The organism is Burkholderia sp. Se-20373, from assembly GCF_017104705.1.
GTDB lineage: Bacteria > Pseudomonadota > Gammaproteobacteria > Burkholderiales > Burkholderiaceae > Burkholderia.
Window position 1 is genome coordinate 1 of record NZ_JAAGPH010000001.1, and the last position, 19,795, is coordinate 19,795.

Here is a 19,795-nt window from a genome sequence, read left to right on the forward strand (position 1 = left end):
TGAGCAACGGCCGGGCGGCCGCCGGCCCGCCGTCGCCGCCCGTGCGCAAAATCGCCGACAATGTCGCCTCGACCTGCCGCCGCACGGCTGGCGCACCCGGCCCGCCCGCGCGGGTGCGCGGCTGCTTCGCACCACCATGAGACTCAAGGCAAAGATCTTCCTTCTGGCCATCGTGCCGTTCCTGCTCGCGATCGCCGGCATCGGCTTCGGCGTGCGCCAGCAGGCGACGTCCCTCGCGCGCACGCAGCACGCGACGATCCAGGCCGCGTACCTGTCGAGCAAGGAGGTCGAGCTGAAGCACTACGTGGAGCTGGCGACGAGCGCGATCATGCCGCTCTACGACGCGAGCGGCCGCAACGCGCGCGACGACGCGATGCTGCGCACGCAGGCGCTCGCGATGCTGCAGAAGATGGATTTCGGCCCCGACGGCTATTTCTTCGTGTACGACCTGCACGGCAATTCGCTGATGCATCCGCGCGAGCCCGAGCGCGTCGGCCACAACTACTGGTCGATGCGCGACCCGCAGGGCGCGCTGACGATCCAGAAGCTGATCGGCGCGGCATCGAGCGGCGGCGGCTACGTGCGCTACGCGTGGCAGCGGCCGTCGACGGGCCGCGTCGCGCCGAAGCTCGGCTACGTCGTCGCGCTCGAGCGCTGGGGCTGGATGGTCGGCACCGGCATCTATCTCGACGACGTCGACACCGCGCTGCAGCGCATCGACGCGCGCGCGTCCGCGAACATCGAGCGCACGATGAGCTGGCTGACCGCGATCGCGCTCACCGGCGCGGCGGCGATCGTCGTGTGCGCGCTGGTGCTGAACGTCAGCGAGTCGCGCAGCGCCGACGCGAAGCTCAAGCTGCTCGCGCAGCGTGTCGTCGAATCGCAGGAGCAGGAGCGGGCGCGGCTGTCGCGCGAGCTGCATGACGGGATCAGCCAGATGATGGTGTCCGCGAAGCTGATGCTCGAATCCGCGCTCGCACGCTTCGAACGCGGCTCGGCGCGCCTGCCCGAAGCCGAGCAGGCGCTGGCGTCGGGCGTCGGGCGGCTCGGCGACACGCTGCGCGAAGTGCGGCGCATCTCGCATGCGTTGCGTCCGTCGATGCTCGACGACCTCGGCCTCGCCGCCGCGCTCGAGCAACTGGTGCGCGAGCTCGGCGCCGAAAGCGGCATCGACATCGGCTATACGCAGGTCGCGCACAGCGGCACCCGGCCGCTGCCCGAAGCCGTCAACACTGCGCTGTTCCGGATCGCCCAGGAAGCGCTCAGCAACATCGTGCATCATGCGCAGGCGTCGCGCGCGGCCGTCACGCTCGACGTCGGCGCGCAATCCGTCCTGCTGACCATCGCCGACAACGGCTGCGGCTTCGACGCCGAACGCTCGCAGGCCGACGCGCGCCGCGGCATCGGCCTGCGCAACATGCGCGAGCGCCTCGACGCGCTCGGCGGCATGCTGACGATCACGTCGCAGGTCGGCCACACGATCGTCGCCGCGCGCGTGCCGCTGCCCGACGCCGCGTCATGACGCGCCCCATCACAGGAGACCTTTCACGCATGAGCGCCCCCGACACCGCCCGGCCCGTCGCCCGACTGCTGCTCGTCGACGACCACCCGCTCGTGCGCGACGGCTTGCGGATGCGGCTCGAAGCGGCCGACCTGTCCGTGGTCGGCGAAGCCGGCAACGCCGACGAGGCGCTCGCGCTTGCCGCGTCGCTCGACCCCGATCTCGCGCTGATGGACGTCGGCATGAACGGGATGAACGGCATCACGCTCGCGGGCGTGTTCCACGAGCGCTTTCCGGGCATCCGCGTGCTGATGCTGTCGATGCACGACAACATCGAATACGTGACGCAGGCCGTGCGTGCCGGCGCGAGCGGCTACCTGCTGAAGGATTCGCCCGCGAGCGAGATCGTGCGCGCGATCGGCGCGGTGCTGGCCGGCCAGACGTTCTTCAGCGAAGGGCTCGCCGCGCGGATGATCCACGCGAGTGCGACCGCGTCGCCACTCGACCGGTTGACGCCGCGCGAACGCGACATCCTCGACGCGCTGGCGGAAGGGCTGTCGAGCAAGCAGATCGCGCAGCAGACGGGGCTGTCGGTACGCACGGTCGAGACGCACCGGCTCAATCTGAAGCGCAAGCTGGAAATAGAAGGGCAGGCCGAGCTGATCAAGTTCGCGGTCGAGCATCGGCGCAGGTAAGCCAGCACGTCAACGGCGTCCACCTCACGATTTGCCGTCCAATTTCATACTCGTCCAATCGACCGCTCCCTGGGTCGATGGAATCCTTTCGCTTGCCGGAACGAGCATCGTGCTCGTGTTTCGCATGAAGCCTGCATGAACGCGTCGTGCGGCAACCGGCATCACCGGCAGATATCGGTGACCTGGACCAAGGAGCGAAATCATGATGCGCCGCATCGCCGTTGTCGGCGACGAGTTGGAAACCGGGGGACACGTCATTGCCTACGCAGGGCCGCCATTCACGTTTGGCGACGCTGGCCATCAGGTTGCACTGATCGGCGGCCTCGCGTTCTGCGAAGCATGCGGAAGTACTGGACAGATTGCCAAGGCTGGCGGACCGAAGCGCATCAAATTCATGGGCGAAACGGCAGCCGATGGCGACATCGTTTTATGTCGGTGCGCGACACCGCCACGCATCGTCGCGGTGCTCTCCGGCAATTCATGGTGCGATGACGAAGCGGAAACGGAAAGCATTGTTTCCTCTGGATCGAATCCGCAAGCCAATGTGACGACCATAGCAACGGGCGTCTATGACGAATGCGTTCGCGCCGTCGGAAACGGCGCATTGCCGGATTATCCGTACATCATCGAAACATCGGACGGGCGTGTTCACTCGGGCCGACTCGATGCCACCGGATACCTGCCGCGTGTTCATACGAGCCATGAGGGCACGTACACGGTCTATTGGGGCGACGAAGCGCTCGCACGACTGAGCGGGGATGCGTAATGCCAAACGCAAAAACAGTCGTGAGGACGACCACAGTGCAAAACTCGCACAAGGAAGTCCAGTTGAAGTCGGTGACGTTTTCCGAACTCTGGAACAACTATGCTCACGGGAATCCGTACGCCGATCCAAACGGGCAGTACCAGAACCAGTGCGCCATCCGGATGAGTGTAACGCTGCACAACGTCGGCATCGAGATGAAGTCGTTTTCGCAGAAGCGGGTCCGGCCGATGCCAGGCAAGCCGACACTGGGCCGCCTCATGCTCAACGGCAAATCGACGGCCACACGCGCATACGAGTTTGCTGAATGGTTGAAGCTGCGCCCGATCGCAGGATTACCCGCTCCGGAGAACGTGACCGGCCCCGATTGGGAAAACCGGGTCAGAAATCGCACCGGCGTCATTTTCTTCTTTTGGGTACTGGCAACAACAGGGCGACGCTGCCGACGACTTTAGCGGTGGACATATCGACCTCTGGAACGGTTCTCGCCTCCCGGTATCCAGTACGAGAGGTATCTTCGCGTCGATAGGCCGACGAATCGGAATATCCAGCCTGCAGATTCCACTCACGGATCTCGGCTACTCCGATCTGGCAAAATCGAAAACCATCCTTTTCTGGGAGATCAGGTGAAACGTGCCGGATTTTCACTTGCGTACTGGACCGCGGGCCTGATCACGACGTGGTTTGCATGCTGGATCGGGAGCCGAATCGACTGGCGCATTCATACCGGTTTGCGGTGGCCTTCCGATCGGAATTCTTGCCATGAAATCGACCTCTGCTCTCCGCCGTGGCCGACTACCATTCTGCTCGTTGCGTTTCTGATCGGGCCATCACTTGCATTCGCCTTCACGGGTTGGAGAATCAGTCGCCACCGCGTCACGGCAAAAAGATTGGCATCTTCTTTGGTCGCCTTGGCAGTTCCCACGATGCTCATGTACATCGGCACATATGTCATTCGATAGCTTGGTCGAATGAACAGCGGTGAGAATGCGCTCTTCGTCGGATGACGTGATCTGCAAGCCGTTCTTGCCGCCGCCGTGCGTGTCGTGACACGCATGAAAAGTTGATCGACCACTGTCATTCCGATTGTGACGACGTCACGCACGCAGCCGCCGCGCGTCCCGGCTGCTTCTCCGTTTCACACCGCATCATCAGCATCACCGCAACCACAATACTGAGGATTCCAGAACACAAAATCGCGATCGAAAACCCGTGCGCCATCGCGTCCCGATACGCACCGAGCAGCGCCGGCCGCCCCGCAGCAAACACATGCTCCATCACCGCCTGCCGCGCAAGCATATCCGCCTGTGCGCTACCCGCCGCCTGCATGGCGGCCGTCATCCGGTGTAATGCCCCGATACTCATCACGCTCCCGAGCACCGCGATGCCCATGCTCATCCCGGTCTGACGCAACGCGTTCATCGTCGCCGACGCCATGCCCGCGCGTTCGGCCGGCGCCAGTTCCATCACGGTCATGCCGGTCGCGGGCACCGCGAGCCCCATACCGACCCCGAGCACCGCCAGCGCGACTCCGACCGGCACGTACGACGTGCCCGCACCGAAGCCGGCCATGAGCGACAGCATCGCGCCGATCAACCCGTATCCCCCCACCATCAGCGCATGTAACGGAATACGCGCCGCGATGCGCCCGAACAGCATCGACGTGATCGCCGTCATCACGAACTGCGGCATCAGTTGCCAGCCGGCCTCGGCCGGCGTGCGTCCCTGCGCCTGCTGCAGGAACAGTGACAGGAAGAACAAACTGCTGTACCCCGAGAACCCGAGCACGAACGACGCGAGATTGGCGCGCACCAGCCGCCGGTCGCGAAACAGCCAGACCGGCAGCAGCGGCCGCTCGACACGCGTCTCGACTCGCACGAACACGACGAACGCCACCGCGGCGCCCGCCAGCGGCGCGAGCACCTCCGCGTGCCACGCGCCGGCTTCGCCGATGCCGATCAGCCCGTACGTGAGCAACCCGAGCCAGATCACGCTCAGCGCCTGGCCGAGCGGATCGAACGCCGCATGCTGCGGATGCCGGCGCTCCGGAATGCCCCACGCGCCGAGCAGCACGGTCACGATGCCGATCGGCACGTTGACGAGGAAGATGTTCTGCCATCCGCCATGCTCGACGAGCAGGCCGCCCACCAGCGGCCCGAGGATCAGCGCGAGCGCACTGAACGCGGACCACCCGCCGATCGCGCGGGCACGCTCGCGCGCATCGGGAAACGCATGCGTGAGGATCGGCATCGCGCCCGGTATCAGCAACGCACCGGCGAGCCCCTGGATCGCGCGCCCGATCAGCAGCGGCTCGATGCTGCGCGCGCATGCGCACACCACCGACCCCGCCGTGAACAGAACGACGCTGGCGAGCCAAACACGCTTGTGCCCGTAGCGATCGCCGAGCGGCCCGGCCGACAGCATGAACGCGGACAGCGCCAGCGCATACGCATTGACGACCCACTGGAGGCCGCCGATATCGGTATCGAGCGCCGTCTGCAGCGTAGGCAACGCGACGTTGACGATGCTGATGTCGAGCGTGGCGAGAAAGGTGCCGAGACAGGCGGCCAGGACGAGTGCGGCGCGACGGGAGCGAGGCATGGTGGTCAGCCCTTGACGGGCATGAAGATGAGAATGATTCTCATCATATATATCGACCGACCGTCGGTCAACGGATTGCGTTGGCCGTGACCAGGACGCTGGCCTAAACTGCGGGCTTTGCATGAACGGGCGTCGAACCGCGCGATGACGGACAGGACCAAGGCAGGACTCAGGACAGTGAAAGACGACACGCCGGCAGGCAAGCCGCGCACGAAGCCGGCGGAAGTGCGCCTCGATGAACTGATGGCGGCGGCCGAGACGTTGTTTCTCGCGCAGGGCGTGGAAGCGACGACCATCAGCGAGATCGTCGAGCACGCGCAGGTCGCGAAGGGCACGTTCTATCACTACTTCGAATCGAAGTCCGACATGCTCGCCGCACTCGCGCAGCGCTACACGGCGTCGTTCCTCGACCGTTTGCAGCACGCGGTGGACGCATGCGACGCCGACGACTGGCTCGCCCGCCTGCGCGCGTGGATCCGTGCCAACGTCGAAACCTACGCGGCGACCTACCGCACGCACGACATCGTCTACACGAACCACCATCACCACGATCGCGCGAATGCCGACAAGAACGCGATCCTCGACCAGCTCGGCGCGATTCTCGACGGCGGCGCACGGGCCGGCACCTGGCGGCTCGTGCACCCGCAGGTCACCGCGCTGCTGATCTATGCCGGCGTGCATGGCGCGACCGATCACATCATCGCGGCGCCGGAAGCGGATCGTGCCGCGTTCGTCGATGCGGTGGTCGACGATTGCCTGCGGATGCTCGGCGTCGGCGCGTAACGCGCCACCAGCGCGCAGCCATGAAAAAGGGCGCCCGAGGGCGCCCTTCGTCCATTCGAACCGCTTTCGCCAGCGGCCGATCAATTCGTCCGCGAATTGTGCTTCTGCAGGTACGCGATCAGCCCATCGATGCCGCCCGACGCAAGCTGGCTCTTGAACTGGCCCTGGTAGACCTGGATCAGCCACGCGCCCGACATGTCGATGTCGTAGATCTTCCAGTCGTTGCCGACCTTGCCGAGACGATAGCCGACCGACTGGCTGTCGCCTGGCGTCGTGACCGTCGACTGGACGAGCGCGTCGGCGCCCGACGCGCCGCCGGCCTTGAACGAGAACTTCGCGTCCTGGCTGCCGAGCTGCGCGAGCGACGCGGCGTAGGTGCGCGTCATCAGCAGCTTGAACTGCTTGTACAGCTCCTGCTGCTGTTGCGGCGTGGCCTGCTTCCACGCGTCGCCGACCGCGATGCGGGTCGTGCGCTCGAAGTTGGTCGCGGGCAGGAAGCGCTGCTCGACGACCTGCGTGACTTTCGCCATGTCACCGCCGCGTGCGGCCGGATCGGCCTTCATTGCGGTAACGGTGCCCTCGACCGCATTGCGGACGATATCGACCGGCGCGCTCTGCGCGAAAGCGGAAACCGACACGGCGGCCGCCGCGACGAAAGCAAACAGATGACGTTTCATACGAATTTCGCTCGATGAGAAAAAACGACCGGTTCATTGCACCGGCCGACGAAGCAAAGTATACCGGGCCTGACGCCCCGGTGCGCCGCCGTGACCGACTGTTACCTTTCAGATCCTTTGTCACATGCCCGCGGCGGGGCGTCGAAGCAGCGCGGCGCCGTTTATGTAAATATCCCCTTACAAACCGGCCGGCCACCGGTATCGATTCCGCCGCCACGAACAATTCTCCTTCCCTTCGCGTAACCCCCAACGTCACGACCGCCGCCACGCTGCGCCGGTATACTTGGCTACTTTGCCCTTTCCAGCCGCTCCCCACCGCCACATGGTGACATCTCTCATCGTCCGACTCGTTGCATGGTCGGTACGCCGGCCCGTCTGGGTCGTCGTGCTGTCGCTCGTCATCGCCGCGCTCAGCGGCGTCTATGTCGCGCAGCATTTCAAGATCAACACCGACATCAGCAAGCTCGTCGATGCGGAACCGCAATTCGCCGCACTCGGCCACGCGGTCGACACCGCGTTCCCGCAACGCAACGGCACGATCCTCGCGGTCGTCGAGGCGCCCGCGCCCGAATTCGCGAATGCCGCCGCGCAGGCGCTGACCGACGCGCTGCAGAAGGATGCAGAAGCCGGCCGCATCGGCCAGGTCGCCGAGCCCGGCGGCGGGCCGTTCTTCGAGCACAACGGGCTGCTGTTCCTGTCGCCGCAGGAAGTCACCGATACGACCGCGCAGCTCGCGAGCGCGCGCCCGCTCGTCAACGAACTCGCGAAGAACCCGAGCCTGACCGGGCTCGCCACGACGCTCTCCACCACGCTTGGCCAGCCGCTGCTGACCGGCCAGGTGAAACTGCCCGCAATGGCGAAGCTGCTCGCGCGCAGCGCCGCGACGGTCGACGACGTGCTGGCCGGCAAGCCGGCCGCGTTCTCGTGGCGCGCACTGGTCGACAACGATGCCGCGCGGCAGCCCGCGCGCGCGTTCGTCACCGTGCAGCCCGTGGTCAACTACGGCGCGTTGAAGGCCGGCGCGGCAACCAGCCAGGTGATCCGCGACGCGGCCCGTTCGATCGACCTCGAGAAGCGCTACGGCGCGGTCGTGCGCCTGACCGGCGAACAGCCGCTCGCCGATGACGAATTCGCGTCGGTCGAGGACGGCGCGGCGCTCAACGGCGTCTTCACGCTGCTCGCCGTGCTCGTCATCCTGTGGCTCGCGCTGCGCTCGAAGCGGATGATCGGCTCGGTGCTCGTCACGTTGTTCGTCGGCCTCGTCGTGACCGCCGCGCTCGGCCTCGCGATGGTCGGCTCGCTGAACATGATCTCGGTCGCGTTCATGGTGCTGTTCGTCGGCCTCGGCGTCGATTTCTCGATCCAGTACGGCGTGAAGTACCGCGAGGAGCGCTTCCGCGATCCGCGCATCGACCACGCGCTGATCGGCGCCGCGCACTCGATGGGCATGCCGCTCGCGCTGGCCACCGCGGCCGTCGCGGCGAGCTTCTTCTCGTTCATCCCCACCGCCTATCGCGGCGTGTCCGAGCTCGGCCTGATCGCGGGCGTCGGGATGTTCGTCGCGCTGCTCACCACGATCACGCTGCTGCCCGCGTTGCTGCGCCTGTTCGCGCCGCCGGGCGAATCGAAGACGCCGGGCTTTCCGTGGCTCGCGCCGGTCGACGATTACCTCGATCGCCATCGCAAGCCGATCCTGATCGGCACGCTCGTGGTCGTGATCGGCGCGCTGCCGCTGCTCGCGTTCCTGCGCTTCGACTTCAACCCGCTGCACCTGAAGGATCCGAACAGCGAATCGATGGCGACGCTGCTCGCGCTGAAGGATTCGCCGGAAGCCGCCGTCAACGACGTCACGCTGCTCGCGCCGTCGCTCGCGCAGGCCGATGCGGCCGCGAAGCGCCTCGACGCGCTGCCCGAGGTCGGCCGCACGACCACGCTGTCGACCTTCATCCCCGCCGACCAGCCGGCCAAGCGCGCGGCGATCGCCGCGGCCGCGAGCGACCTGCTGCCCGCGCTGACGCAGCCGCCCGCGCCGCCCGCGACCGACGCGCAGCGCGTCGCCGCGCTCAAGCGCGTGTCGGACCTGCTGAGCTACGCGGCCGAAGATCACCCGGGCCCGGGCGCGGCCGCCGCGCAGCACCTGTCGGCGTCGCTCGCGAAGCTCGCCGCCGCGGATGCCGCGACGCGCGACCGCGCCGAGCGTGCGTTCTCCGACACGCTGCGCATCGCGCTCAACCAGCTCGCGTCGCTGCTGCAGCCGCAGGACGTCACGCGCGAATCGCTGCCGCCGCGGCTGGTGCGCGACTGGGTCGCGCCGGACGGCCATGCGCTCGTGCAGATTTCGCCGAAGGTGCCGAAGGGCGTCGACCCGGGCGACGACACGATGCTGCGCCGTTTCGCGAAGGCCGTGAAAGCGGCGGAGCCGGGCACGACCGGCGGGCCGATCTCGATCCTGCATTCGGCCGACACGATCATCAACGCGTTCCTGCATGCGGCGCTGTGGTCGATCATCTCGATCACGGTCCTGCTGTGGGTCACGCTGCGCCGCTTCGGCGACGTGCTGCGCACGCTGGTGCCGCTGCTCGTGTCGGGCGTCGTGACGCTCGAGCTGTGCGTCGTGCTCGGCATGCCGCTCAACTTCGCGAACATCATCGCGCTGCCGCTGATGCTCGGCGTCGGCGTCGCGTTCAAGGTGTATTTCGTGATGGCGTGGCGCGCGGGGCAAACCGGGTTGCTGCACTCGAGCCTCACGCATGCCGTCCTGTTCAGCGCCGCGACGACGGCGACCGCATTCGGCAGCCTGTGGCTGTCGCACCACCCGGGCACGTCGAGCATGGGCAAGCTGCTCGCGCTGGCCCTGACCTGCACGCTGATCGGCGCCGTGGTGTTCCAGCCCGTCCTGATGGGCAAACCGCGCGTCAAACGCGCCAAGAACCAATCGCAAGGAATCAATGAATAAGGTGCGAATCATTGCGGCGACCGTTGCCGCCAGCGCGGCGCTGACCGGCTGCGCGACGGGGCCGAACCGCAACCCCAACGACCCGCTCGAGCCGATGAACCGGGCGATGTACAAGTTCAACGACACCGTCGACACGAACATCGCCCAGCCGATCGCGAAGGGGTACCAGAAGGTCACGCCGACGCCCGTGCGCACCGCGATCAGCAACTTCTTCTCGAACCTCGGCGATCTCGGCAACATCGCGAACAACCTGCTGCAGCTCCGCATCACCGACGCCACCGAGGATCTGATGCGCGTGGCGATGAACTCGGTGTTCGGCGTCGCCGGCCTGATCGATATCGCGACGCCCGCCGGGCTGCCGAAGCATCACCAGGACTTCGGCCTGACGATGGCGCGCTGGGGCGTGCCGTCGGGCCCGTATCTCGTGCTGCCCGTGTTCGGGCCGAGCACGATCCGCGACGGCGTCGGCCGCGCGGTGGACGTGCGCTTCAACCTGCTGAACTACATCGAGCCGGCCGCGCGCAACCCGATGTACATCGCGCAGTTCATCAGCGCGCGTTCGGACCTGCTCGGTGCGACCGACCTGCTGAAGCAGGCCGCGCTCGATCCGTATTCGTTCGTGCGCGACGCGTACCTGCAGCAGCGCAAGTCGCTGACGTATCGCAGCCAGTCGTCGTCGGCCGCGCTGCCGACCTACAACGAGCCGGGTGAAGCGGGCGCCGTGCCGGCCGCGACGCCGGCCGTGCCGGGGCTGCCGAACTACGAAGATCCGGGCGAGTCGGGCGGTGCATCGGGCGCCACGCCGAACAATGCGCCGGCCGCGCCGGGGCTGCCCCAGTACGACGATCCGGGCGCGGACAACGCAATGCCCGCGAGCGCGCCTGCTGCTGCGTCGGCCGCTGCGCCGGCTGCGGCATCGGCGGCCGCACCCGCGACGCCTGCAAGCGCGCCGGCCGTGCAGCAGTAACGCTGCAACGGCCCCGCCGCAAAGACAAAGAGCGCTGCAGATGCAGCGCTCTTTTTTTGTCCGCGAGAAACGGAAAACCGGGGGAGAAGGGCGAGACAGGCGGCGCGTGCCGCTCAGGCGATCCGCATCGCACCGGCACGCTCGAACGCATGCCGCGCCTGGATCAGCGTCGTGCGCGCCGCGCGCGCATCGCTCGCGACCTGCAGCAGCGGGCCGAGCTGCGACGGCTGCTTCAGCAGTTCACGCAGGATCGGCAGGATCGCCGTGCTGCCGTCGTCGCGCAGGCCGGCCGTCGCCGCGCGCGGCAACGTGCGCCACGCCGGATCGACGATCGCGCGGCACACCGCGAACGGTACACCGCGCGCCGCCGCGAAGGCCGCCGCGATATGCGACTCCATGTCGACGGCGAGCGCGTCCTTCGCGCGATGCAGCGACGTCTTGTCCTGTTCGCTGATGACCGGTGCGCCGACGGCCGCGATCGTGCCGCGCGTGACGCGCGCCCAGACGGGCGTGTCGTGCAGTGCGGCGACGAGCCGTGCGCTCCAGCCTGCGTCGGTCTCGACACGGCCGAACGGCCCGTCGATCGCGCTCGCGACCACGAGCGCGCCGGGCGCCAGGTCGGGTGCGAGCCCGCCTGCCGTGCCGAAGCTCACGATGCCTGCGCAACCGCGTGCGGTCGCCTCGGTCAGCGCGCGTTCGAGGCGGTCGGCCCGTGCGGCAAAGACGGCTTCGACGCCGTCGCCGCGCGCGATGCGCGCCTCGAATGCCATCCCCGTCACGGCGATGACGGGTAACGAGCCGGTGGATTGCGGCGCCACGCGTTACAGCCCGACCGTCACGCGCGTGGTGTTGTCGCGCTTCAGGTTGCGATAGCGGGCAAGCGCCCACAGCGGGAAGAACTTGCGATAGCCGTGATAGCGCAGGTAGAACACGCGCGGGAAGCCCGTCGCCGTGAAGCGCGCCTCGTCCCACAAGCCTTCTTCGTTCTGCTCGGCGATCAGGTAGTCGATGCCGCGCGCCACCGCCGGGTGGTTCACCTCGCCGGCCGCCATCAGGCCGAGCAGCGCCCACGCGGTTTGCGACGCGGTGCTCGGCGCCTGCTCGAAACCGCGATAGTTCAGCTTGTAGCTGTCGCCGTCCTCGCCCCAGCCGCCGTCCTTGTTCTGGATCGACAGCAGCCACTGCGCACCGCGCTTCATGCGCGAATCGTCCGGCGTCAGGCCGGCCGCGTTCAGCGAGCACAGTGCCGTCCACGTGCCGTACACGTAGTTCATCCCCCAGCGGCCATACCAGCTGCCGTCCGGTTCCTGTTCCTTGAGCATGTAGTCGAGCGCCCGACGCGCCGGCTCGCTGTTCAGCGGCGTCTCGCCGAGCTGCGACAGCATCGACAGGCAGCGGCCCGACACGTCGGCCGTCGGCGGATCGAGCAGTGCGCCGTGATCCGAGAACGGGATGTTGTTCAGGTAGTACTGTGTGTTTTCCGGTTCGAACGCGCCCCAGCCGCCGTCGCTGCTCTGCATCCCGACGACCCACTCGCGCGCCCGCGCGATCGAATCGCGATACGCATCGTTCTGCTTGAGTTGCTGCGCGCGCTCCATCGCCACCGCGACCACCGCCGTATCGTCGACGTCCGGGTAGTGCGCGTTCGCGTACTGGAACGCCCAGCCGCCGGGCCGCACGTGCGGGCGGCGCGAGATCCAGTCGCCCCGCACGTCGAGGATCTGCAGCGGGCGCAGCCATTCGAGGCCGCGGATCGCGGCATCCTCGGCACGCGCGTCGCGCGTTTCGAGCAGCGCATGCGCGGCGAGCGACGTATCCCACACCGGCGACAGGCACGGCTGGCAATACGCTTCGTCATCGTGCACGACGAGCAGCTTCTCGATCGACTTGCGCGCGATCGCGCGGTTCGGGTGATCTTCCGCGTAGCCGAGCGCGTCGTACATCATCACCGAGTTGGCCATCGCCGGATAGATCGCGCCGAGGCCATCCTCGCCGTTCAGGCGCTCGTCGACGAACGACACGGCCTGACGAATCGCGCGTTCGCGCGTGTAGTTCGGGAACAACCCGTCGACCGCGCGCAATGCATGGTCGACCACGCGGAAGAACGCGAACCAGCCGGCGCTCTGGTGGCCCTGGCGCGGCAGCAGACCGGCGTTGACGGGCGGATCGATGAACAGTTCGTCGATGCGCACGCCGCGCGGGTTCTTCGCGAGCGGGCGCTTCGCGTTCAGCACGAGCAGCGGCACGATCACCGTGCGCGCCCAGTACGACACCTTCGACAGATGGAACGGGAACCACTGCGGCAGCAGCATGATCTCGACCGGCATCATCGGCACCGCGCGCCACGGAATCGCGCCGTACAGCGCGAGCTGGATGCGCGTGAACACGTTCGACATCTCGGCGCCGCCCATCGCGTGGATGGCGCGGCGCGCACGCTGCATGTGCTCGGCGTTCTCGTCGTCGCCGATCACCTTCAGCGCGAAATACGCCTTCACGCTCGCGCTGATGTTCGGCGCGCCGTCGGTGAACAGCGGCCAGCCGCCGTCGGCCTGCTGGATGCGGCGCAGATACTTGCCGATCTTCTGTTCGAGCTCGAGGTTCGGCGTCTCGCCGAGATAGTGGACGAGCAGCACGTATTCGGCGGGAATCGTCGAATCGGCTTCGAGTTCGTAGACCCAGTGGCCGTCCGCGTTCTGCGCGGCCAGCAGCGCGTCGGTCGCGCGCGCGACGGCCGTATCGACGCCGGCCGGCACGGCGCCGGCGGACAGGGTAGCCATTTCGGTGAGATCGTTCATCGGTCCCTCTTTTACTTACTGTGTCTGGAGCACGTCCGCGGCCAGTTGGCCGGAGCGGATCGCACCCTCGATCGTGGCGGGCAAGCCGGTGGCAATCCAGTCGCCCGCCAGCACGAGATTGGTCCAGCGCGTACGCACGGCCGGACGCTTCATTTCCTGCGACGGCACCGCCGCAAAGCCGGCGCGCGGCTCGACGACGAGCTGCCACGCGGGGATGGTTTCCGGGTTCGCGCCGGTCACGCGCGCGACGTCTTCCCAGATGCGCCGCGCGAGCGTGTCGCGCGGCGTGTCGAGCCAGCGGCCCGCGTCGCGGATCGTCGCCGCGAGCTGGCCGCCGCCGGTGCGCACCGTATCGACCACACCGTTGACCACCGACGTCTGCAGCGGATTGCCGGCCGGCGCCTCAGCCGCGAAATACGCGGTCACGACCGCGCTGAACGTGTCGGGCGCGGTGAGTTCCGGCACGAGCGGCTGCGCGACCTCGGGCGGCACGGCCAGCACGACGGCGTCGCCCGGCGCGAGATCGATCCGCTCGCCGCCGACCGAAACCGCATCGACCGCGTTGCCGTGCGCGCCGAATTCGAGCGCGTCGAGCCGCGAGTTCAGCCGAATCTGCGCGCCGCCGTGCTGCAGCATCCGCAGCGCCGGTTCGACGAATGCGCTGCCGAGGCCGTGTCGCGCGACGAGCGGACGGCAAGCGGGGCCGCCCGCGGAAAACGTGCCGCACAGCGCCGCGCGCGCGAGTTCTGCACTCGCGTGGCGCGGCTCGACGTTCAGCACACCGAGGAAATACGGCCGCAGCCAACGTTCCCACAACATGCCGTCGCATCGCATCGTCTGTGCGAGTGAGCGGCCCATGCGCGCGAACGCGAGCGGGGCGAGCGCGAGGTAGTCGAGCGGCGTCGTGTCCGGCGCGCGCGACGCGGCATCGAACAGCCACGACGGCCAGCGCCCGTTGCCGAAGCGCAGCGTCCAGCGCTGCTGCGACGCGACGTCGACGACCGGGAATTCGGGCAGTGCGGGCCCCGTGAGCTGGTCGGCCGCGCCGATCGCGCGCAGGTAGCGCTGCGTCGCGGGCTGTCCCGCGAACACCGTGTGCAACCCGCTGTCGAGCGTCGTGTTCAGCGTCCCGTCGAACCACGAGCGGCAGCGGCCGCCCGCATGCGCGTGCGCGTCGTGCAGCACGATGCGCCGCCCGCGGCGTTGCAGTTCGACCGCGGCCGACAGGCCGGCAACGCCGGCGCCGATCACGTGGACGGTCCTGGGCATCGACTCGGTCGGCTCAGAACAGCGCGTAGCGCGCGGCGATCATCAGCATGCGCGCTTTCGGCTTGCGCAGCGGCGCGCGCGGGAACGCAAAGCCGCGTGCGATCGCGGCTTCGAGAATGCAGCGGTACGCGCCCGACATGATGCGCGGCGCCTTCACCTGCGCACGCGCGCAGATGTCCATCACCGCGTCGGCCTGGCGGAAGTGCTCGAGCGCGCGCTCGACGAGCGTCGCGCACACGCGCGGCAGCGCCGGATCTCGCACGATCGTCGCCGGGTCGGTGATCGCGATGCCTTCGCGCGCAAGCAGCTCGCGCGGCAGGTAGCAACGGTTGATCGCCGCATCGTCGTCGATGTCGCGCAGGATGTTCGTCAGTTGCAGCGCGCGGCCGAGGTGATGCGACAGCTTGATTCCTTCGGCTTCCGGCATCCCGAAAATCCTCACCGACAGCCGGCCGGCCGCGCTCGCCACGCGATCGCAGAAGAGGTCGAGCGTCGGTTCGTCGGGCGCGCAGATGTCTTCGACCGCATCCATCGCCATCCCGTCGATCATCGCGTGGAAGTCGTCGCGCTGCAGGTTGAATGCGCGGATCTCGCGGTCGAGCGCAGCCAGGTGGCGCGGCGGGCGGCCGGCGAAGCACGCGTCGATGTCCGCGCGCCAGCGATCGAGGCCCGCGTGGCGCTCGGCGCGCGGCAGGTCGCTGTCGGCGATGTCGTCGACCGCGCGGCAAAACGCGTAGACCTGGAACATCGCATCACGCTGGACGGCCGGCAGGATGCGCATCGCAAGATAGAAAGAACTGCCCGATGTGACGGCAGCGGCGTCGGTTTCTTGTTCGTCCACGACGGAATGGGAAACGGCCAAGACGAGCTCCACGGAGACACCCACGCGGGGCGATTGAAGAAGCCATGCCCGGCTGGGATGGTCAGGGCGTCAAATGCGTGCGAGATATGCGAACGATCGACACAGACAGGCACAAATTACCGGCGGGAAGCCGGAATTGGGCGAAAGTATAGCAATCTTTGAAGTTCGATGGCGGACACGCGCCACGTGCGGCGGCAGGCCGGAAGCCGTTGGCCGGCAAGCGCGGCCGGCCCGGGCGGGCCACGGCGCCGGCGGCGCGTCAGCCGTAAACGATGTCGCGTTGCAGGTCGAGCGCAATGAGCCCCATTTCGCGGGTGAGCTGCAGCATCGAGCGGCGTTCGAGGCGCGAGCCCATGAAGCTCGTCACGCGGCCGTCGGGCTCCGCGGTGAACTGGAATGTCGCGCCGCCCGTGCCGAACCACGCGCCCGGCACATCGGGCGATTCCTGCCAGTCGATCTGCTCGAACACGCGTGCGATGCCCGCACGCACCTGGTCGCCCGGGCCGATCGGCGGCGCGATGTCGCCGAGGTCGTCGAGCGAATAGGGGCCGGGCTTGTCCGGCCTCCGGTAGAAGAGATAGTCGACGTTCATGGGGCGCAATCGCAGGCAAAGCAACAAATTAGCGTGCTTCGCGATAAATTCAAATCAGATACGAACGAAATGTGGCCTGTACGAGACAAGACGGACGGATCGAATCCGGCCCGTCGGGGCGCACACGGGTTCGTCTAAGATGACACCTTTCTCAAGATCTGAAGACCCGGACACCATGGAGACGAACGCAAGCGCCACCCCGCAGTCCGATCATCCCGTTTTCGTGCTCGTGCACGGCGCCTGGCACGGCGCGTGGTGCTACGCGCACGTCGCGGCCGCACTGGCCGCGCGCGGCCACCTGTCGATCGCGCGTGACCTGCCCGCGCACGGCATCCATGCCCGCTTTCCCGCTTCCTACTTCGCCCGCCCGCTCGACAAGGACGCGTTCGGCGCCGAGCCGTCGCCGGTCGCGAACACGACGCTCGACGATTACGCGACGCAGGTGATGCAGGCGATCGACGACGCGTACGCACTCGGCCGCGGCAAGGTCGTGCTCGTCGGGCACAGCATGGGCGGCCTCGCGATCACGGCGGCCGCCGAACGCGCGCCGGACAAGATCGCGAAGATCGTCTATCTCGCCGCCTTCATGCCCGCGTCGGGCGTGCCGGGCCTCGACTACGTGCGCGCACCTGAAAACAAGGGTGAAATGCTCGGCCCGCTGATGCTGGCGAGCCCGCGCGTCGCCGGTGCGCTGCGCATCGATCCGCGCAGCGGCGACCCCGCCTATCGCGAGCTCGCGAAGCGCGCGCTGTACGACGACGTGCCGCAGGCCGACTTCGAGGCCGTCGCGAACCTGATGAGCTGCGACGTGCCCGCCGCGCCGTTCGCGACCGCGATCCCGACGACGGCCGCACGCTGGGGCGCGATCGACCGTCACTACATCAAGTGCCTGCAGGATCGCGTGATCCTGCCCGCGCTGCAGCAGCGCTTCATCGACGAAGCCGACGCGTTCGCGCCCGGCAACCCGACCCGCGTGCACCAGCTCGACAGCAGCCATTCGCCGTTCATGTCGCAGCCGGCCGTGCTCGCCGGCGTACTGGCCGACATCGCGAAAAGCTGAGCGCGGCACGCGCCCGGCGCATCCGCTCCGCGCACAGCGGGGCGGATGCGCTACCTATGCATACGCGACCGACCGGTCGCGCCCGAGCCGCTTCGCGCGATAGAGCGCGGCGTCGGCCTCGTTGACGAGCACATCGCTGGTCGGCGCGCCCGCCTTCGCACACGCGCCGCCGACGCTCGCCGTCACCGGCACGCTGACCCCCTCGGCATCGACCGGCACGCTGCCGATCGCATCGCGCACCTTGTCGGCCACGAGCATCGCCTCGTCGAGATTCGTGCACGGCAGCAGCAGCGCGAATTCCTCGCCGCCGAAGCGGCCGAACGTATCCTGCGCGCGCACGATCGACGCGACGCGACGCGCGGTCTCGCGCAGCACGGCATCGCCGGCCGCATGCCCGAAGCGGTCGTTGATCGTCTTGAAGTGGTCGAGATCGAACAGCAGCACCGACAGGTCGCCGCCATAGCGCTGCCAGCGCGCGAATTCGTCGCTGAGCCGCGCCTCGAAGAAGCGCCGGTTCGCGATGCCGGTCAGGCCGTCGCGATTCGCATGCTCGCGCAGCTTCGCGACCGCTTCCTCGCGCTCGCGCTGCATCACGCTCACATGCGTGACGTCCGAGATCGTCACGCACACGGCTTCGACGTCGCGGCCGCGCGTGAGCGGCATGAACGTGCAGTCCTGCTGCATGTAGTCGACGCCGCCCGTGATCGGCCGGTCGTGCTCGAAGCGGAACAGGTAGGGCCGCTGCTCCCACGAGCTGAACGCGAAGCTGCCGAGCTGGAACACGCTCTCGAGCTTGCGCGACAGCCACGCGCGCGGCAGGTCGGGAAAACAGTCGAACAGGTTGCGGCCGATCACGTCCGCGGCGGGGATGCCGCTGTGATCCTGCATGAAGCGATTCCACATCAGCACGGTCATCGCGCGGTCGAGCACGAACAGGCCGAAGCCCACCCGCTCGATCACGAGGTCGCTCAGCGACGAGGTGGCGGCCGTCATAGCGCGGACAGCAACGCGTCGAGCGCGTCGCCCATCAGCCGGATCGAATCCTCGGCCATCAGCATCACGAAGTGGGCGCGGAACGCGTGGTCCTCGAGCCCGAAGTTCACTTCCAGCAGCAGTGCCACGCTCCAGGCCAGCTCGGTCGGCTGGAATACGTCGTCGAACGACACGTTCGCGCCGAGCAGCCCCGGCGGAAAGAACACCGGCTTGCGGCCGAGCTCGTCGAGGATCGACGCGACGCACGCGCCCATCAGCACGTTCGCGACGTCGAACACGACTTCGTCGGGGGTCGCCATCCCGCCGTACACGCCATCGCCGAACGTGCGGTCGACGACCGACATGAGCCGCGCGATGCTCGCGGTGCGGCACAACACGATCGCTTCGCCCTTGATGTCGGAACGAAAACCCTGGCGCACGGCGGTCACGTTGTCGTGAATACCCGTCATCTCGCGCAGCGCGTCGCCCGCGTCGGTCGCTTTCACGACCCGCACGCGCGGCACCGACAGCTCGATGAAGTGCCCGAGCAACAACGCGAGCCGCGCGGCGGCGCGGCCCATTGCGAGGTTGGCGATCTCCTGCAACGCGTCGCGTTGCTCCGCCGTGAACACCGAGTCAGGCATACAACCCATACTCCTTGAGAATGGGCAGCAATGCCTCCGACGTCACGGGCTTGGCTACGAATGCGATCGCGCCCAATTCGCGCACGCGAGCTTGCGCCTGCGGCTGAATATCGGCGGATACCACGATCACGAACGTGTTCAGATCTTCGTGGCGCAGTGTCTCCAGGACCTGATATCCGCTCATGTCGGGCATCGTCAGGTCCAGAAACATTACGGAAGCTTTGCCGTCACGATAGAGCGCCAAGGCCTCTCGACCATTCGCGGCATACGCGACTTCGACGTCCCAGCCTCCCGGCAGCGCCTTTGTCAGAAGTTTGCGAGCGAGCAGCGAATCGTCGGCAATTACAATCGGCAAAGGCATGGGGCGATGCGGTATACGGAATGGTCTCTCTCGCGTTAACGACCGCGCGGCGCACTTCTTTAGGCGCCATGCGTTCGGGTGCGGGCAACCGTCTGGCGGCCGCGCGCGGGCGCCGCGACGCGGGGTGCGCGCGACGCACCGCGCGGCGAACACCGGCGGGCGCATATATCTGTCATAGGGAAAGCAAGGCGCGATTCTCTGAGTAAACCGGAGGCGATGCAACTCGCCATTTTCAGCATTTCGAACAGAATTGGTCCAAACACGCGCCATTCCGAAAACAGCCACGACCATTTTCGA

General features: G+C 67.5%; 17 protein-coding genes and 1 pseudogene. 8 read left to right on the forward strand and 10 right to left on the reverse strand.

Annotated features, from left to right (window positions below):
* Window positions 1-136 precede the first annotated feature (136 nt).
* The 4 genes and pseudogenes from G3N96_RS00005 (at window position 137) to G3N96_RS00020 (ending at window position 3,589) form a co-directional block, all read left to right on the forward strand.
* Window positions 137-1,522 carry a cache domain-containing protein gene (locus G3N96_RS00005; RefSeq protein ID WP_206135787.1) on the forward strand — a complete coding sequence of 462 codons (1,386 nt, stop codon included), beginning with the start codon at window positions 137-139 and terminating at the stop codon, window positions 1,520-1,522.
* 29 nt (window positions 1,523-1,551) lie between these two features.
* Window positions 1,552-2,196, forward strand: coding sequence for a response regulator transcription factor (locus G3N96_RS00010; protein ID WP_124583310.1), 645 nt, complete (start codon window positions 1,552-1,554; stop codon window positions 2,194-2,196).
* A gap of 202 nt (window positions 2,197-2,398) precedes the next feature.
* A complete protein-coding gene (locus G3N96_RS00015; RefSeq protein WP_206135788.1) occupies window positions 2,399-2,962 on the forward strand; it encodes a PAAR domain-containing protein in 564 nt (187 codons plus the stop codon).
* Window positions 2,962-3,589, forward strand: a pseudogene (locus tag G3N96_RS00020) (type VI secretion system amidase effector protein Tae4). The gene G3N96_RS00015 and the pseudogene G3N96_RS00020 overlap by 1 nt, the downstream one beginning before the upstream one ends.
* A gap of 447 nt (window positions 3,590-4,036) precedes the next feature.
* On the opposite strand, the gene G3N96_RS00025 reads toward G3N96_RS00020, so the two are convergent.
* Window positions 4,037-5,560, reverse strand: a complete 1,524-nt coding sequence (locus G3N96_RS00025; RefSeq protein WP_124583316.1) for an MFS transporter — start codon at window positions 5,558-5,560, stop codon at window positions 4,037-4,039.
* Window positions 5,561-5,704: 144 nt separating this feature from the next.
* Between G3N96_RS00025 and G3N96_RS00030 the strand changes: the two genes are divergently transcribed.
* Entirely contained in the window at window positions 5,705-6,343 is a 639-nt protein-coding gene (locus G3N96_RS00030; RefSeq protein ID WP_206135789.1) for a TetR/AcrR family transcriptional regulator, read from the forward strand.
* A gap of 80 nt (window positions 6,344-6,423) precedes the next feature.
* On the opposite strand, the gene G3N96_RS00035 is transcribed toward G3N96_RS00030, so the two are convergent.
* Entirely contained in the window at window positions 6,424-7,020 is a 597-nt protein-coding gene (locus G3N96_RS00035) for an ABC transporter substrate-binding protein (protein WP_011353639.1), read from the reverse strand.
* Between the two features lie 322 nt (window positions 7,021-7,342).
* Between G3N96_RS00035 and G3N96_RS00040 the strand changes: the two genes are divergently transcribed.
* Together G3N96_RS00040 and G3N96_RS00045 are read left to right on the forward strand one after the other, a co-directional pair.
* A complete protein-coding gene (locus G3N96_RS00040; RefSeq protein WP_206135790.1) occupies window positions 7,343-9,976 on the forward strand; it encodes an MMPL family transporter in 2,634 nt (877 codons plus the stop codon).
* Complete coding sequence (locus tag G3N96_RS00045) at window positions 9,969-10,943, forward strand: VacJ family lipoprotein (protein ID WP_124583323.1); 975 nt, start codon at window positions 9,969-9,971, stop codon at window positions 10,941-10,943. Before G3N96_RS00040 ends, G3N96_RS00045 begins: the two co-directional genes overlap by 8 nt.
* 113 nt (window positions 10,944-11,056) lie before the next feature.
* Here the strand turns inward: G3N96_RS00045 and G3N96_RS00050 are convergent, their stop codons facing one another.
* The 5 genes from G3N96_RS00050 to G3N96_RS00070 form a co-directional block, all read right to left on the reverse strand.
* Window positions 11,057-11,713 carry a phosphorylase gene (locus G3N96_RS00050; RefSeq protein WP_241022391.1) on the reverse strand — a complete coding sequence of 219 codons (657 nt, stop codon included), beginning with the start codon at window positions 11,711-11,713 and terminating at the stop codon, window positions 11,057-11,059.
* 51 nt (window positions 11,714-11,764) lie between these two features.
* Window positions 11,765-13,738, reverse strand: coding sequence for a squalene--hopene cyclase (gene shc, locus G3N96_RS00055; RefSeq protein ID WP_206135791.1), 1,974 nt, complete (start codon window positions 13,736-13,738; stop codon window positions 11,765-11,767).
* Window positions 13,739-13,753: 15 nt separating this feature from the next.
* The gene (hpnE, locus tag G3N96_RS00060; protein WP_206135792.1) at window positions 13,754-15,007 is read right to left on the reverse strand and encodes a hydroxysqualene dehydroxylase HpnE; all 1,254 of its coding nucleotides are present in this window, start codon (window positions 15,005-15,007) and stop codon (window positions 13,754-13,756) included.
* 13 nt (window positions 15,008-15,020) lie between these two features.
* A complete protein-coding gene (hpnD, locus tag G3N96_RS00065; RefSeq protein WP_206135793.1) occupies window positions 15,021-15,869 on the reverse strand; it encodes a presqualene diphosphate synthase HpnD in 849 nt (282 codons plus the stop codon).
* Window positions 15,870-16,128: 259 nt separating this feature from the next.
* Window positions 16,129-16,461 carry a hypothetical protein gene (locus G3N96_RS00070; protein ID WP_124585810.1) on the reverse strand — a complete coding sequence of 111 codons (333 nt, stop codon included), beginning with the start codon at window positions 16,459-16,461 and terminating at the stop codon, window positions 16,129-16,131.
* Between the two features lie 175 nt (window positions 16,462-16,636).
* Between G3N96_RS00070 and G3N96_RS00075 the strand changes: the two genes are divergently transcribed.
* Window positions 16,637-17,521, forward strand: a complete 885-nt coding sequence (locus G3N96_RS00075; RefSeq protein ID WP_206135794.1) for an alpha/beta fold hydrolase — start codon at window positions 16,637-16,639, stop codon at window positions 17,519-17,521.
* 54 nt (window positions 17,522-17,575) lie between these two features.
* On the opposite strand, the gene G3N96_RS00080 is transcribed toward G3N96_RS00075, so the two are convergent.
* Genes G3N96_RS00080 through G3N96_RS00090 form a run of 3 tightly spaced genes read right to left on the reverse strand, consistent with a single transcriptional unit; the run spans window position 17,576 to window position 19,498 of the window.
* Window positions 17,576-18,514: a diguanylate cyclase gene (locus tag G3N96_RS00080; RefSeq protein ID WP_089443728.1), complete on the reverse strand. Its 939-nt coding sequence runs from the start codon at window positions 18,512-18,514 to the stop codon at window positions 17,576-17,578.
* Complete coding sequence (locus G3N96_RS00085; protein ID WP_039344650.1) at window positions 18,511-19,137, reverse strand: chemotaxis protein CheC; 627 nt, start codon at window positions 19,135-19,137, stop codon at window positions 18,511-18,513. Before G3N96_RS00085 ends, G3N96_RS00080 begins: the two co-directional genes overlap by 4 nt.
* Complete coding sequence (locus tag G3N96_RS00090) at window positions 19,130-19,498, reverse strand: response regulator (protein WP_039344648.1); 369 nt, start codon at window positions 19,496-19,498, stop codon at window positions 19,130-19,132. The genes G3N96_RS00085 and G3N96_RS00090 overlap by 8 nt, the downstream gene beginning before the upstream one ends.
* Window positions 19,499-19,795: the final 297 nt, after the last annotated feature.